Genomic DNA, 15,900 nt, shown 5'->3' on the forward strand with positions numbered 1-15,900 from the left:
TCCGTTTTGTTATCAGCGCAATTGAAACCAGGTGGTCTTCAACTGGGTGTATTTATCGAATGAGTGCAGGGACAGGTCGCGGCCAAAACCGGACTGCTTGCCACCGCCAAACGGTACGGTCACGTCCAGCGCATCGACACTGTTGACCGACACCGTACCGGCCCGCAATTGCCGCGCCACACGGTGGGCGCGGTTGAGGTCGTCGGTCCACAGTGACGCCGCCAGACCGTAGACGCTGTCGTTGGCCAACTGCAAGGCGTGGGCCTCGTCGTCGAACGCCGTGACGGCCAGCACCGGGCCGAACACTTCATCGCGAAACAACGGCATGTCCGGGGTCACACCAGTGAAAATCGTCGGCTGGATGAAATTGTCCGAGCCATTGAAGATCGACTGCCGACCACCGCAGATCCGGGTCGCGCCTTGCTGCTCGGCCTGCTGGATGAACTTCATGATGCGCGCGGTCTGACGGCTGTCGACGATGGCACCGGCGGCGCTCGACGGGTCCAGCGGATCGCCCGGTAACCAGCGTTCGGCCTGGACCTTGAGACGCTCGACGAACTCGTCATGGATCGAGCGCTGCACCAGCAACCGCGAGTTGGCCGAACAGACTTCGCCCTGATTGAAGAAGATGCCGAACGCGGCTTTCTGCGCGGCCAGATCCAGGTCCTGGCAATCGGCGAACACCAGGTTCGCGCTCTTGCCGCCGCACTCCAGCCACACCTGCTTGAGGTTCGACTGGGCCGAGTACTGCATGAAATATTTGCCGACCTCGGTGGAGCCGGTGAACACCAGGCAATCGACGTCCGGGTGCAGGCCGAGGGCCTTGCCGGTTTGTTCGCCGAGTCCCGGCAGAACGTTCAACACACCTGCCGGCACGCCAGCTTCAAGCGCCAGCTCAGCCAGACGCAAAGCGGAAAACGGCGACTGCTCGGCCGGCTTGAGGATCACCGAATTGCCCGAAGCCAAGGCCGGGGCGAGTTTCCACGCAGCCATGTCCAGCGGGAAATTCCACGGCACCACGGCCGCCACCACGCCGAGGGCTTCGCGGGTGATGGTCGCCAGCACGTTCTGCGCACTCGGCGCGACCTGATCGTAGAGTTTGTCGAGGCTCTCGGCGTACCAGCGGAACACGCCCGCGGCGCCCGGCACATCGATGTTGTAGGCATCGGTGACGGGCTTGCCCATGTTCAGTGAATCGAGCAACGCCAGTTCTTCGCGATTTTCGAGGATCAAGTCGGCCAAGCGCAACAGCACTTGCTTGCGTTCGCTCGGTGAGCGCGCAGCCCAGGCGCCTGCCTCGAAGACCTGCCGCGCATTGCGCACCGCCACGTTCACGTCTTCCTCGCCACATGCCGCGACATTGGCCAGGCATTGCCCGGTAGCAGGGTTGATCGCGGCGAAAGTCTGCCCCGACTGCGCCGCACGGCGCTGGCCGTCGATCACGGCCTGGTCGGGAAACCGCAGGGAAGCGGCCTTGCGTTGCCAATACTCAAGCTCGAACACGTTCAGATGCTCCGTTGGACATTCTTGTGTATTGGATAGTCGCTCAGGCCCAAGCGGGGGAAAACCAGTAAAAATGTGTTCGCAGGCCAAGAAAAAACTACGTAGCCAATCTCCCTTCTGGCGCAGCATGTGGTTATTGTTCAACCACAACAAATCGCTACCCGAGCGGATAGGGGTGGCGCGCAAATTGCCTGGATGCCTGATCCGTTCTCCCCCGAGGTTTGCTGTGGCTGCCTACAATCTGCGTCAACTGAAATACTTCATCACCACCGTCGAGTGCGGCAGCGTCGCCGAGGCCTCGCGCAAGCTGTACATCGCCCAGCCGTCGATCTCCACGGCCATCAAAGGGCTGGAAGACAGTTTCGGCGTGCAACTGCTGATCCGCCATCACGCCCAGGGCGTGTCATTGACCCCCAGCGGTGCACGCTTTTACCGCAAGGCTCAGGAACTGCTGCGCATGGCCAAGGAGTTCGAGCAGAACGCCCTGGCCGACAACGATGTGGTATCCGGGCAGATCGATATCGGCTGTTTCGAAACCGTTGCACCGCTGTACCTGCCGCAATTGATTGCCGGGTTTTCGGCGTTGTACCCGGGCGTGGAAATCCGCATCCGTGATGGCGAGCAACAAGAGCTGGTGCAGGGCCTGACCTCAGGCGCCTTCGATCTGGCGATCCTCTACGAGCACGACCTCGACGGCACCATCCAGACCGAACCACTGATGCCGGCGCAACGACCGTACGCGCTGCTGCCGGCGGATCACCGCTTCGCACAGCAGGCGCAAGTGTCGCTGCGGGACCTGTACCTGGAGCCGATGATTCTTCTGGACGTGCAGCCGAGCCGGACCTATTTCGTCAGTCTGTTCGATGAGCTGGACCTGACCCCACGCATCGCCTTCAGCTCGCCATCGATCGAGATGGTGCGCGGCATGGTCGGCCAGGGGTTCGGTTTTTCGATCCTGGTGACCAAGCCGCATTCGGAGTGCACCTACGACGGGCAGAAAGTGGTGTGCGTGGACATTGCCGAAGACGTCACCGGTTCCGGGCTAGTGGCGGCATGGCTCAAGCGCGGGCAACTGACCAAGCCGGCACAGTTGTTTGCCGATTATTGCCGCGAGCAGCTGACCGCCAAATCCGAAAATCCACAGTAACTTCTGTGGCGAGGGGGCTTGCCCCCGTTGGACTGCGCAGCAGGCCCTGCTTTTCAGGTGAAGAGTTGGGGCCGCTTCGCGACCCAGCGGGGGCAAGCCCCCTCGCCACAGAGTTCAGTGTTGACCGTTATTTACGGGGTTTGATCCGCGCAGTCGCCTCCGCCACCAGCGGATCATCCGGCCAGTAGTGCTTCGGGTAACGCCCCTTCAAATCCTTCTTCACCTCGGCGTAGGTGCTGCGCCAGAAGTTCGCCAAGTCCTGGGTCACCTGCACCGGTCGCCGCGCCGGGGACAACAGATGCAGCTTGACCACCTGCCGGCCCCCGGCGATGCGCGGGGTTTCGGCCAGGCCGAACAACTCCTGCAATCGCACCGCCAGAATCGGCGGTTGCTCACTGTAATCCAGACGAATCGACGAGCCCGACGGCACGCTCAAATGATGCGGCGCCAGTTCGTCCAGCCGCTGTGGCAGCGGCCACGGCAGCAGGTTGTGGACGATGCTCGACAGGTCCAGGTTGGCAAAGTGGCTGAGTCGGGAAACCTTGCCCAGATACGGCATCAGCCACTGCTCCAGACTCTTGAGCAACGCCACGTCGCTGACATCCGGCCACTCGCTCTCGCCCTTGCCGGCCAAGTCCAATTGACGCAACAAGGCAACCCGCGCCTGCCACTGACGCAGCTCCGGGGTCCACGGCAACAGCTCCAGGCCTTTGCGCCGCACCAGGTTCACCAGCGCCTGGCTACGGGCAGTTTCGTCGAGACCGGTCAACGGTTCACGGCTGAGGATCAGTTCACCGACCTTGCGCTGGCGCTCAGCCCGCAGCACGCCCTCGCGTTCATCCCAATCAAGTTGATCGACGCAACGCACCTGCTCGGCCAGCACTGAATCGAAGAGCGTCGGATCGAAGTCCGTCGCCAGGTAAATCCGCTCCTCACGCTGCCCCTGACGACTGCCCAGATCGGCAATCACCAGCCATGGTTGTTTCATCAGGCTATCGGCCTCGGGAAACAGGGCGGCACGACCGTTGGCCAAGCGATACTCCGCGCCACCGGCACGCCGTTGTTGGGCGACCCGGTCGGGATAAGCCAGCGCCAGCAACGCGCCGAGCCAGCGCGGATGATCCGGATCGTTGACCGGCTCCGAAGCTTTGCCGCGCAGGTAACCACGATATTGCCGCGCCAGTTGCCGTGCGCGCTGCACGCCGCCCTGGGCACCGCGTGCGGCGCGTTCTTCGCCAGACAGCAGCACCAGCCGACTGTGCAAATCCGCCCCGGCGCCACGCAAGATATCCCGCTCGCCGAGCAGTGCAGCGACGTCGCAGGCCATATCCGCCAGCCCCAGTGCCTGGCCGCGCAACAGCAAGTGAGCGATGCGCGGATGCGCCGGCAGCTCGGCCATGGCCTGACCGTGGCGGGTCAGGGCTTCGCCCTCCAGTGCACCCAAACGTTCGAGCAGGTCCTGAGCCTGTGCATAAGCGGCGGCCGGCGGCACGTCGAGCCACACCAGTTGCCCAGGTAGAACGCCCCAACGCCCCAGCTGCAAGGCCAGCCCGGCGAGGTCCGCCGAAAGGATTTCCGCACTGCCATAGGCCGCCAGTTGCTCGTGCTGGTCCTGGGACCACAGGCGATAACACACACCGGGTTCCAGACGCCCGGCCCGGCCCGCACGCTGAGTCGCGCTGGCCTTGGAAATGCGCTGGGTGTCGAGACGGGTCATGCCGCTACCGGGGTCGAAACGCGGCACCCGCGCCAGCCCGGCATCGATCACCACGCGCACACCGTTGATGGTCAAACTGGTTTCGGCGATGTTGGTGGCCAGCACCACTTTGCGCTTGCCCGCCGGTGCAGGATCGATCGCGGCCCGTTGCGCGGCGAGATCCAGTTCACCGTGCAATGGGCACAGTAGTACCTGAGTGTTTTCGCCCAAGGCATCGGCCAGTTGCTGGTGCACGCGGCGGATTTCAGCCTGCCCCGGCAGGAACACCAGCACGCTGCCGGTCTCGTCGTTCAAGGCTTCCAGGATGGTCTGCACCAGACGCGGCTCGATGAATTCACCCGCCTGGAACGGCCGCCCCCAGCGCATCGCCACCGGGTACATGCGCCCTTCGCTGCGCAGGATCGGCGCGTCGTCGAGCAGCCCGGCCAAGCGTTCGCCCTCGAGCGTGGCGGACATCAAGAGGATTTTCAGCGGCTGATCGTCACGGAACAGTTCGCGACCATTGAGGCTCAGGGCCAAGGCCAGGTCAGCGTCGAGGCTACGTTCGTGGAATTCGTCGAAGATCAGCAGGCCCACGCCTTCCAGCGCCGGGTCATCCTGCAGGCGCCGGGTGAGGATGCCTTCGGTGACCACTTCGATGCGGGTATTGGGGCCGACCTTGCTGTCGAGGCGAATGCGATAACCCACGGTTTCGCCGACCTTCTCCCCCAGCTCACTGGCCAACCGCTCCGCCGCTGCACGCGCAGCCAGCCGGCGGGGTTCGAGCATCAGGATGGTCTGCCCGGCCAACCACGGCTCGTTGAGCAAGGCCAAGGGTACGCGGGTGGTTTTACCGGCGCCGGGCGGTGCTTCGAGCACGGCTTCGTGGCGTGTAGCCAGGGCTTCACGCAGGGCGGGTAAAACTTCATCGATCGGCAAAGAAATCATGCTGGCTCCAAAACAGAGGCGCGAGTATAACGGCGAACTGTTTGACGTAGTCTGGACTCAAACCAGTAACGTACTTGGCGTTCTACCCAGGAGATTTCATATGCGTGCTCCCTTTCGCCTGATTGGCGGTGTTCTGGTCGCAACCTTGCTGACTCAAGTGACAGCCTGCGGTTCGATCTTCTACCCCGATCGCCGTGGCCAGATCGAAGGCAAGATCGACCCGGCCATCGCCGTGCTCGACGCCGTCGGCCTGCTGTTCTACATCATCCCCGGCCTGATCGCGTTTGCCGTGGACTTCGCCACCGGCGCGATTTATTTCGAGCCGGGCAAGACCGCCCAGGTCGACCCGCAAAAACTCAAGGACGCCATCGGCCCCGACGGCAAGGTCGATAACCGCAAGTTGCAGACTATTCTGGAAAGCGAACTGGGCCGCAGCTTCCCGCTGGACGATCCACGCCTGATCCAGAGCAAGGGCAGCGCCCAGCAACTGGCGATGTTCGGCCTGCAACCCGCCGCGTAATCCCTGCGCGCTAAAGGACTCTTCAAGGAACGATGGCCCCTATGACCTCCAGCTCCGAACACGCCCGCCTGCTGCGGCTGGCGACCCGTGCCTCGGTGGCAGTGGCGTGCACATTGATCGTCGCCAAGGCCATCGCCTGGTGGCTGAGCGGCTCGGTGAGCATGCTCGCCGGGCTCACCGACTCGGTACTCGACGGCGTCACCTCATTGCTCAACCTGCTGGCGGTGCATTACGCACTGCGCCCCGCCGACGATGATCATCGCTACGGGCACGGCAAGGCCGAGTCATTGGCGGGCATGGCCCAGGCGTTGTTCATTGGTGGCAGTGCGGTGTTGATTGCGTTGCAGGCCTACGATCGGCTGAAAAATCCGGAACCGGTCGGCGCGCCGTGGATCAGCATCGGGGTGATTGTGTTCTCGCTCGCCCTGACCCTGGCCTTGCTGATGTTGCAACATCGGGTGGTCAAGGCCACCGGCTCCAACGCGGTGCGCGCCGACTCGCTGCACTACCGCTCGGACATGCTGCTCAACGGCAGCATTCTGATCGCGTTGGTGTTGGCCGGGTTTGGCTGGGATCAGGTCGATGCCTGGTTTGGCCTGGGAATCGCTGCGTATATCTTGTGGAGCGCGGTACAGATCGCCCGGGAGAGTTTTGCGGTATTGATGGATGAAGAACTGCCACCGGATGTCAGCCAGCACATGCTGGAATTGGCATGCAGCGTTCCCGGCGTATTGGGTGCCCATGACCTGCGCACGCGGATCTCCGGCAACCAGTGGTTTGTGCAGTTGCATCTGGAATTGCCGGGGGAGCTGACGCTATCCGTTGCCCATGGCATCAGCGACCAGGCGGCGGCCGCCATTCACAGCGCCTACCCGCGAGCCGAAGTGCTGGTGCACGCCGACCCGCAGGAAGTGGTGAAAGCCGCCCGGGCTCAGTAGTTCACCTGATAACCGCGACTGCTCAGGCAACTGCCCTGGGCCTGTCGGTAAGCTTGCACCACCGACGGGTCTGGCTGGTAGGTGGCGGTGCGTGGATCGAAACCACTCTGCTGCACCGCGTCTTGATAACACTCGTAGCCATCCCGACTGACCTGCTCCGGCGACTGACCGTTGGCCGGGTATGCCTCCACGTCATAGCCATTGCTGGCGGCCGGTGGTTGCGATTGCGCCTGGTCAACCGGCGGTTCGACCACGACGTAATCCTGAGTGTTCTCCTGGTAGGCGTAATACGAACCGGCCGCGAGGAACAGCAGCGCCCCGCCGATCCATACCTGCTGGGCGTAATCGGGCAGGTAGCTGACGCGAATCCCGCGTGGTGGCTCTACCACCTCATAACGCGGGCCCAGCGGGCGATACCAGTAGCCACCGGAATAGAAGTAATCCATGCCACGGTAAGGCACGCGGAAGTTACGCTCGGGAAAGCGGTCGATCACCTGGCCGGGGCGATACCTGGGGCCTGGCCCCCAACCGTTACCGTGTCCACTCGGGCGCCCCTCCCAGTGATTGTCATTGGTCGGTGCACCGATATAGCCGTTCGAGCGCTGATTGTAATTGTTGCGATATGGCTGATCCTGGTAGTAACCGCGCTGTGGCTGCTGGGTCTGGCGCACAGTGTCGGGGCGAGGCTGGATCGGCATGTCAGTGGCTGGCGCCTGCGGCGGTGGTGGCGGCGAGCGAACCCGGCTGTTGAAGTCCGGCGCTGGAGGGTTCTGCCACTGGCCATTGTTCTGATGCTGTTTCTGGCCGTTGGGCTCGTGCTGGCGGTTGTCGTTGTTCTGCCCATGCGGCTGGTTCTGCGGTGGGGCGTTTTGCACACGTGGCTGGTTCTGCGGCGGGGCATTTTGCGGACGTGGCTGATTCTGCGGCGGGGCATTTTGCGGACCTGGCTGGTTGTTGCCACCATGGCCCTGATTGCCACCCTGGCCATGCTGTCCGCCATCATGCCCATGGTTTTGCGGCTCATCGGCCATCGTTTGCGCAGTGACACTGACACACAGCAAACCAACACCGGCCAAACGCCAGATGCGCGATTTCATGCTTTTCCTCATTGCGGGTTAGGGCCTGTACATAAGACTGGGAAAGCCGTGGCCGGTTCTGCTACAGGTTATCAGTCACGCAACTTATTTATTGAGGGCCGCTCTTTAATTCACGGCAGCAAATTCCACGCAAGAAAAAGGGGAGACCCGTCGGCCTCCCCTTGGAAAACTTCGTCCTGGCTCGACGCTTGTGGCGCCGGCTCACCTCACGCCGTCTTCTGGACAGTGTGTAGCTCGGGGGCCGGCACATCCCCGGTGGGGGTGGCGACCGCGGCGGGCCTGATTGGGCGGGCCGCACTGGACTGTTTGTCCGAGCAGTGATTCTGGTGATAAGAATAGGCCGGGAGCGCTGGCAGAGGATTGCGAAGATTGCTGAATTAAACATCACTTGCGCAATTTTTAACCCAGGATACATAATCCTCAGCAATAGTTACGACAAAGGACCGTTTGATGAGCAAGCTCGACCGTTACGACCTGAGTATTTTGGCGGAATTGCAGCGCGACGCACGCATCTCCAACCAGGAGCTGGCCGAGCGCATCGGCCTGTCGCCTTCGCCGTGCTCGCGACGGGTCAAGCAACTGGAGGACGACGGCTACATTTCCCGCCAGGTCGCCCTGCTCGACCGCAAGATGCTCGGCCTGAGCCTGACCGCCTATGTGCTGATCGGCATGGACCGTCACACGCCGGAGCGTTTCGAGAATTTCGAACAGGCCATCCGCACCTTGCCGCAGGTACTGGAATGCAGCCTGGTGACCGGGATGGATGCCGACTATCAGCTCAAGGTCGTGGTACCGGACATGGATCACTACCAGAAACTGCTGCTGGGGCATCTGACGCGGATTGAAGGCGTGACCAGCGTGCGCTCGAGTTTTGTGCTGAATCAGGTTTTGAATAGTACTGAGCTGCCTTTGACTCATCTGCGCAGCTAATTGTGGCGAGGGGGCTTGCCCCCGTTCGGCTGCGCAGCAGTCGCAATCTCAGCAAATGCGGTGTGTCAGGTGTAACCTGCTTGCAGATTTTAGGGCTGCTGCGCAACCCAACGGGGGCAAGCCCCCTCGCCACAGGTGCGACACACCGCCGCAGGTCAATACTGCACGCAGCCTGCCGGGCGTATACTCCCCGCGCCCTTTTAGCCTCGCCCGCGCTGGAGATGTTCGATGGATCCTGCAGTTTTTGAAGAATGGATGATGACCGGTCTGGTCACGATCCTGATCATTTTCATGGGTTTCATCGTCTGGGATCTGGCGAAGAAGTCCAAGGCCGGGCGCTTTGGCTCGTTCATTCTGTTCTTCGTACTGGGCCTGGGCGTGGCGGCGTTCATCATCAAGAGCGTGGTGATCGGCCTGATCGAATCCGGCGCCTTATAAGCGCGCCGGCACTTCTTTCCACTGGCCCTGATCGAGCCCTTCGATCGTCCAGTCGCCGATTCTGACCCGCACCAGACGCAAGGTCGGCAACCCGACCGCCGCCGTCATGCGCCGCACCTGGCGGTTGCGCCCTTCGCGAATCACCAACTCCAGCCAACTGGTCGGCACGCTTTTACGAAAGCGCACCGGCGGATTGCGCGGCCACAGTTCGGGTTCGTCCAGTTGCCGCGCCTCGGCAGGCAAGGTCATGCCGTCATTCAATTCAACGCCGTCACGCAAGCGCTGCAATTGCTCGGCACTCGGCTCGCCTTCGACCTGTACCCAATAAGTCTTGGCCAGCTTGTGTTTCGGGTCGGCGATCCGCGCCTGAAGCTGGCCGTCGTTGGTCAGCAGCAATAAGCCTTCGCTGTCGCGGTCCAGCCGTCCGGCCGGATAGATTCCCGGTACTTCGATGTAATCCTTGAGCGTCGCGCGCCCTTCGCCGTCACTGAACTGTGTCAGCACATCGAAGGGTTTGTTGAACAGGATCAGTTTCGGCTCGGCCGGCGGTGCCTTGGCGACACGACGCGGGGCTGAGGGAGAAGGTTTCGCGCCAGGGCGGCGGGAAACGGGACGTTGAGGACGGGACATGGCGAAGAGAACATCTAACGGTCAGGGCTGCTAATGCTAGTGCCCTGACCGCCAAATGACCATGACAACCGTTAGCGGAACGGCGGCTCGTCGAAGCTGCGCAGTTTGCGCGAGTGCAGCGAGTTGAGTTCGGTGCGCAACAGATCCACCGCCTCGATACCGATCTTCAAGTGCTGGCTGACCGCGCGCTCATAGAAGGCGTTGGCCGAGCCCGGCAGCTTGATTTCGCTGTGCAGCGGTTTGTCCGAGACGCATAGCAACGTGCCGTATGGCACCCGCAAACGATAACCTTGCGCGGCGATGGTGCCGCTTTCCATGTCCACCGCCACGGCGCGGGACAGGTTGATCAATGGTCGCTCCTGGGCCCAGCGCAATTCCCAGTTACGATCGTCGTAGGTCAGCACGGTGCCGGTGCGCAGGCGCTTCTTCAGTTCGTCGCCCTTCTCGCCGGTGATGTTGGCCGCCGCTTGCTGAAGCGCCATCTGCACTTCGGCCAGGGCCGGGATCGGAATATTCGGCGGTACGACCCGGTCGAGAATCCCATCGCGGCGCATGTAGGCGTGGGCCAGCACGTAATCGCCAATCGTCTGCGACTGACGCAGGCCACCGCAGTGGCCGATCATCAGCCAGCAATGCGGACGGAGCACGGCCAGGTGGTCGGTGATGTTCTTGGCGTTGGACGGGCCGACACCGATGTTGACCAGGGTCACACCGTGGCCGTCACTGGCGATCAGGTGATAGGCCGGCATCTGGTAGCGGTGCCAGACCACCCCGGCGGCAATTGCCGAGGCTTCGCCGTGGTCCATGCCCTTGTCGATGATCACGTTGCCCGGCAGGACCATGCGCACGAAGCGCGGATCGCTGCGCAATTGTTCCAGGCCGTGGACGATGAACTGGTCGACGTAGCGGTGATAGTTGGTCAGCAGGATCCACGGCTGCACATGCCGCCAGTCACTGCCGGTGTAATGCACCAGGCGGCGCAGGGAGAAGTCCACCCGCGCGGCATCGAACAGGGCCAGGGGCAGCGGATCGGTGTTTTCCCAATCGTACAGACCGTCGGCAATGCCATCGGTCGCGGCCGACAGGTCGGTACTCGGGAACACCCGCGCCAGCACCGCAGCGGTGACGCCGGAGCCGGCCAACTCATCGCCCTGCTCGACCACATACGGATACGGGATGTTCTGCTGGCTGACACCGACTTCCACGGTCACGGTGAAGTCGTGCATCAGCGGAACGAGCTGTTCCAGCAGGTACTTACGGAAAGCCGATGGATGGGTGACGGTAACGCTGTAGGTGCCCGGCAGCTGAACCTTGGCATAGGCCCGGGTGGTCTGCGGAACTTCGCCCTGGCAAAGGTAGGTCAGGCGCAGTTCGGGATAACGGAACAATGCCCGTTGCTCGGCATCAGGCTCGACGCGGTCCTTGAGGTAGCGCTTGAGCGCCTGGCTCAACGCGGTGGTTGCACGATTGTGCAAGAGTGCAAGCCGATCCACGGCTTGCTCGGCGGTTTGAACGACAATAAAAGCTTCGGTCACGATCAGCATCCTGTGTTCTGACTTGCAGACCTTCATCTTGCCTGCATCGTCGCTTCACGGGAACAGTGGCCCTTACACAAATGCCTTACTCACCTAAGATCCAATGTGGGAGCGGGCTTGCTCGCGAAAGCGGTATGTCAGTCACAGCAATGTTGAATATGACACCGCATTCGCGAGCAAGCCCGCTCCCACACAGGATCAGCGTCGATCACACCAATGGAGTCGACCGGGCGACAATGGCTTCTACATCCAGACCACGTGGCAATGCGCCGTACACTCGGCCGCCGCCCTCCAGACGACTGGCGATGAAGGCATCACTGACCACCGAATTCCCCGCCTCCAGCAACAGTTTGGCCTGCAACCCCAACGCAATGTCCTCGGTCAGTTGGCGGGCGCGGTACTGGATTTCGCTGGTGTCCTTGAAAGCCGCCTGCAATTGATGGATATGGGCAGCCAGGCGCTTGTCGCCATGACCATCGCCCAACTCGCTGAACAGCGCATCAAGCACGCCCGGCTCTTTCGACAGGGCACGCAGTACGTCGAGGCATTGCACGTTGCCGGAACCTTCCCAGGTCGAATTCACCGGCGCTTCGCGGTAAAGCCGCGGCAGGATGCTTTCCTCGACATAACCCGCGCCGCCCATACATTCGGCCGCTTCGTTGATCATCGCTGGCGCCCGCTTGCAGATCCAGTACTTGCCCACCGCCGTCACCAGACGGGCGAATTTGGCTTCCTGCGAATCGTCCAGATGGTCCAGCGCCCGGCCCATGCGCAGGCTCAAGGCCAGGGCGGCTTCACTTTCCAGCGCCAGATCCGCCAGCACGTTTTGCATCAGCGGCTGCTCGCTGAGCAGTTTGCCGCCAACCGAACGGTGAGCGCAGTGATGGCTGGCCTGGGTCAATGCCTGACGCATCAGCGAACTGGAACCGACCATGCAATCGAAGCGAGTCATGGCGACCATCTCGATGATCGTCGGCACGCCCCGACCCTCGTCACCGACCATCCACGCCAGTGCGCCCCGAAACTCCACTTCGCTGGAGGCGTTGGAGCAGTTGCCGAGCTTGTTCTTCAGACGCTGGATATAGAACTGATTGCGTGTGTCGTCCGGACGATGGCGCGGCAGCAGGAAACAGGTCAGGCCCTTGTCGGTCTGCGCCAGGGTCAGGAAGGCGTCGCACATCGGCGCCGAGCAAAACCACTTGTGCCCCACCAGTTCATAAGCCTGGCCTGGGCCGCTGGCACCGACCGGATACGCCTTGGTGGTATTGGCCCGCACATCGGTGCCGCCCTGCTTCTCGGTCATGGCCATGCCGATGGTGACCCCGGCCTTGTGGGCCATGCCGACGTTACGCGGGTCGTATTCGGTGGCGAGGATTTTCGGCAGCCATTTTTCGGCCAGGTCCGGTTGCAGGCGCATGGCCGGAACGCTGGCGAAGGTCATGGTCAACGGACAGCCACTGCCGGCTTCGGCCTGGCTATGCAGGTACGACATCGAGGCGCGGGCGACATGGGCGCCAGCCTGCGGGTGCGCCCAGGGCAGCGAGGTCAAGCCGTGCTCTACCGCCGTGCGCATCAATTGGTGATATGCCGGATGAAATTCCACCAGATCGATGCGATGACCAAAGCGGTCATGGCTGTTGAACACCGGCTTGTTCTGATTGGCCAGGAACCCGGCTTCCATCAACGGCCCACCGGCCAGCGCGCCATAGGCGTCGATCCGCGACTCGGCCCAACCGGCCCCGAAACGCCGCGACCATTCCTGCAACGGCAAGTCGATGCGGTACAGGTTGGCGCCGTCCAGTGACGGTGGCTGGTTAGTGACTTCGTGGGTTTCGGCGAACTGATGCAAGTTCATGACTGGGCTCCTTTGGTCGGCCAAGGGACTTCAGTTAAGCACCGCCCCTCCGCCGAACAAAGTGTCATATCCGCCTAACTGTCGGCGCTTTCGCCCTGTTGCGGGCAGAGCACTCGGCGATAGAGCGCGGCCTGCAAGTCTTCGAATTTCACCGGCTTGCTCAAGTAATCAATCAGCGCGCCGGTCGGGCAACGTTCTCGGTCACCGCTCAGGGCGATCATGAACAACGGCAGTTCGGCATAGCCCGCCACCGCGCGGATCCGGCAGCACAGCGACTCACCGTCCTGAAGCGGCAACTGACAATCGACCAGTACCGCGTCAAACACTTCGCGCGGCAAGAGGTCGAGCGCGACATCGCCGCTGTCAGCCGTGCGCACGCGGAAGCCCAGTTTGAGCAACATGCCGCGCATCACCAACTGACTGACGCTGTTGCCATCGACCAGCAGCACGGCACAATCCTGAGGCAAGCGCAGGCGCGGAAAATCCCGGGGCATCAACGGCGTCACCGGACGCTCGGCCACCGGCAGCCCGACTTCCACATCCAGCTGAAACCGGCTGCCACGTCCTGGCTCGGAGCGATGCGTCAGGCGCCCACCGAGCAATTCGACCAACTGTCGGCAAATCGCCAGGCCAACCCCCAGGCCACCGTATTCACGAGTCATCGAGCCATCGAGCTGGAAGAACCGCTGATACATCGTGGCCTCCCCCAAGTCGGTGAAACCGATGCCGGTGTCGATCACCGCAAAGGTCAACGCCAGCCGATCGGGCTCAACGGCCTTGCCGGTCACCCGCAGCGCCAGGCCGCCGATCTTGGTGAACTTGATGGCGTTATCCAGCAGGCACTCCAGGCATTGCGCGATCTTGACGTTGTCGCCGTGCAAACGATCCGGCACACCCGGTGCGACATCGACCTTGAAGTCCAGCGACTTGCCCGATGCATTGCCCTCGAACTGCGTGCGCAACGCCTCGACCATGCCGCGCAGGCTGAAGGTGTCGGCCGAGGCCTTGAGCTTGCCGGCCTGCAATTCGGTGAGGGTGAGGATGCCGTTGACCATGCGCATCATGTCCCGCGCCGACCCCGAAGCCGTCTGCTGATACTGCTCAAGCTCCGGGTCCATATCGACCGTCTGCATCAGCTCCAGCGAACCGATCACACCATTCATGGGTGTGCGCAGTTCGTGGGTCAGGGTGGCAAGGAACTCGTCCTTGAGTTTGTTACTGCGAGCCAGTTGCTGGTTGAGCACTTCAAGTTTCTGGCTGGCGTCGAACAGGGTTTGCGCCTGCTGCTCGCGCATGGCGTTGATGCGGTCGGCCAGCGCCAGGGACAGCAACGCCACTTCGATGGCCGAGCCGATCTGGCTGGAATACATGGTCAGGAACACGTTCGGCAGGTAGCCCAGCACCATCAGCGTATTGACGATGCCGCCGAGCAGGAACGCCGACCAGGCAATGATGAAATACCGCGCCACCCGCAGGCCCCGCAACCAGGCAAAGATCCCGGCGGCAAAAATCACCACGGTGAACGTCAGCGCCAGGGCCGTGGCCAGGCGCAAGGCCAGGGCATAACTGGTCATCAACGACAGGCCGACCACCAGCGCACCGAAGGCAACCAGCGCCAGCAACAAGCGGTCGAGCCAGCGACTATGGGTAGCCATTTGCAGGAAACTGCGGGCGAACTGACTGCCGAACAGCCCCGCACAGCCGATGAAAAACGGCGTCGCGGCGTTGGCCCACCATGGATTATCCGGCCAGAAATACTGCACGGCCGCACCGTTTACCGACAGCTGATACAAGCCGAACGAGGCGATATAGAAGATGTAGTAGAGGTAACTGGTGTCGCGCACGCTGAGGTAGATGAACAGGTTGTAGACCAGCATCCCCAGCAGCACGCCGTAGATCAGCCCCAGTACGTAGAGGCGCACGGGCTGTTCTTCGAGGTAGGCGGTGCTTGACCACAAGGTGACCGGTGCCTGGATCGAGCCTTCGCTTTGCAAGCGCAGGAATAGGGTTTCGGCCTGGTCAGGCTTGAACGTCAGGTCGAACAGATAGTTGTTCTGACGAATCTCGCGGCTGGCGAAGGGCAAGGCATCGCCGGTCTGCCTGACCAACTGATAGTTGCCGGCCGCATCGGGCAAATAGAGATCGAGACGATCGAGGGGCGGATAGGCCAGTTCCAGCAGCCAGGTCCGTTGCGCCGCCGGATTGGCCGGACGGTAATGCAGGTCGATTTTCAACCAGAACACCGAACGCGAGTACCCGGCGTTGAGCGTGTCCTTATGGTGCGGTTTGAAGTTGCCGGCCGCCGCTTGTGCACGGATATCCGCGATGGTCGCCTGACCACCTGCGTCCTCGTAGACCTGCAGGGTTCGGCCCAAGGGGAGGCTTTGAGTGAACTCATCGAACTCGACGGCGTTTGCCAAGAGGGGCAAACACAACAGCAACATCAGCAAATAGCGCATTGAAGCCCCAGCGTGGCCTGTCCGATTCTGTCAGGAAGCCCCCCATTCCTTTTGAGCAGACGTAGAACCGGTATCACCTGTTATTGGTTTGGATCCACTCTAGCATAGCCGTTGATGGCCATTAAACACCATTGAAACTTTTCCTACAGAGGCTCTAGACCGGGCGTCTCAGAGCAGCTCCGGGAAGGCATTTTGTGGTTGGCT

Annotated in this window: 12 protein-coding genes; 5 read left to right on the forward strand and 7 right to left on the reverse strand. The window is 62.1% G+C overall.

Going from position 1 to position 15,900, the window contains the following annotated elements; translation table 11 throughout:
* Positions 1-12 precede the first annotated feature (12 nt).
* On the reverse strand, positions 13-1,503 hold the full coding sequence (locus tag QMK54_RS27280; protein ID WP_320401625.1) for an aldehyde dehydrogenase: 1,491 nt from the start codon (positions 1,501-1,503) through the stop codon (positions 13-15).
* 226 nt (positions 1,504-1,729) lie between these two features.
* Here QMK54_RS27280 and QMK54_RS27285 point away from each other — a divergent pair, with 226 nt between their 5' ends.
* Positions 1,730-2,650: a LysR family transcriptional regulator gene (locus tag QMK54_RS27285; RefSeq protein ID WP_320401626.1), complete on the forward strand. Its 921-nt coding sequence runs from the start codon at positions 1,730-1,732 to the stop codon at positions 2,648-2,650.
* 127 nt (positions 2,651-2,777) lie between these two features.
* Here the strand turns inward: QMK54_RS27285 and hrpB are convergent, their stop codons facing one another.
* Positions 2,778-5,294, reverse strand: coding sequence for an ATP-dependent helicase HrpB (hrpB, locus tag QMK54_RS27290; protein ID WP_320401627.1), 2,517 nt, complete (start codon positions 5,292-5,294; stop codon positions 2,778-2,780).
* Between the two features lie 100 nt (positions 5,295-5,394).
* Between hrpB and QMK54_RS27295 the strand changes: the two genes are divergently transcribed.
* Positions 5,395-5,814 carry a polyribonucleotide nucleotidyltransferase gene (locus QMK54_RS27295; protein ID WP_103396525.1) on the forward strand — a complete coding sequence of 140 codons (420 nt, stop codon included), beginning with the start codon at positions 5,395-5,397 and terminating at the stop codon, positions 5,812-5,814.
* A 41-nt stretch (positions 5,815-5,855) separates the two neighbouring features.
* Positions 5,856-6,752: a cation diffusion facilitator family transporter gene (locus QMK54_RS27300; RefSeq protein WP_110663005.1), complete on the forward strand. Its 897-nt coding sequence runs from the start codon at positions 5,856-5,858 to the stop codon at positions 6,750-6,752.
* On the opposite strand, the gene QMK54_RS27305 is transcribed toward QMK54_RS27300, so the two are convergent.
* Complete coding sequence (locus QMK54_RS27305; protein ID WP_320401628.1) at positions 6,746-7,849, reverse strand: DUF6515 family protein; 1,104 nt, start codon at positions 7,847-7,849, stop codon at positions 6,746-6,748. The two genes, QMK54_RS27300 and QMK54_RS27305, sit on opposite strands and share 7 nt — an antisense overlap.
* A gap of 450 nt (positions 7,850-8,299) precedes the next feature.
* Here QMK54_RS27305 and QMK54_RS27310 point away from each other — a divergent pair, with 450 nt between their 5' ends.
* Both QMK54_RS27310 and QMK54_RS27315 read left to right on the forward strand, forming a co-directional pair.
* A complete protein-coding gene (locus tag QMK54_RS27310) occupies positions 8,300-8,779 on the forward strand; it encodes an Lrp/AsnC family transcriptional regulator (protein ID WP_056855781.1) in 480 nt (159 codons plus the stop codon).
* 228 nt (positions 8,780-9,007) lie between these two features.
* Positions 9,008-9,217, forward strand: coding sequence for a DUF2788 domain-containing protein (locus tag QMK54_RS27315; protein WP_007975837.1), 210 nt, complete (start codon positions 9,008-9,010; stop codon positions 9,215-9,217).
* Here the strand turns inward: QMK54_RS27315 and QMK54_RS27320 are convergent.
* From QMK54_RS27320 to QMK54_RS27335, 4 genes are all read right to left on the reverse strand, one after another.
* Positions 9,212-9,847, reverse strand: coding sequence for a pseudouridine synthase (locus QMK54_RS27320; protein WP_110660964.1), 636 nt, complete (start codon positions 9,845-9,847; stop codon positions 9,212-9,214). The genes QMK54_RS27315 and QMK54_RS27320 overlap by 6 nt on opposite strands.
* Positions 9,848-9,918: 71 nt before the next feature.
* Positions 9,919-11,418, reverse strand: coding sequence for an AMP nucleosidase (amn, locus tag QMK54_RS27325; RefSeq protein ID WP_181432088.1), 1,500 nt, complete (start codon positions 11,416-11,418; stop codon positions 9,919-9,921).
* Positions 11,419-11,590: 172 nt separating this feature from the next.
* Positions 11,591-13,237, reverse strand: coding sequence for an acyl-CoA dehydrogenase family protein (locus tag QMK54_RS27330; RefSeq protein ID WP_320401629.1), 1,647 nt, complete (start codon positions 13,235-13,237; stop codon positions 11,591-11,593).
* 74 nt (positions 13,238-13,311) lie between these two features.
* The gene (locus QMK54_RS27335; protein ID WP_223594679.1) at positions 13,312-15,696 is read right to left on the reverse strand and encodes a hybrid sensor histidine kinase/response regulator; all 2,385 of its coding nucleotides are present in this window, start codon (positions 15,694-15,696) and stop codon (positions 13,312-13,314) included.
* Positions 15,697-15,900 lie beyond the last annotated feature (204 nt).

It is taken from the genome of Pseudomonas sp. P5_109 (assembly GCF_034009455.1).
Taxonomy (GTDB): domain Bacteria; phylum Pseudomonadota; class Gammaproteobacteria; order Pseudomonadales; family Pseudomonadaceae; genus Aquipseudomonas.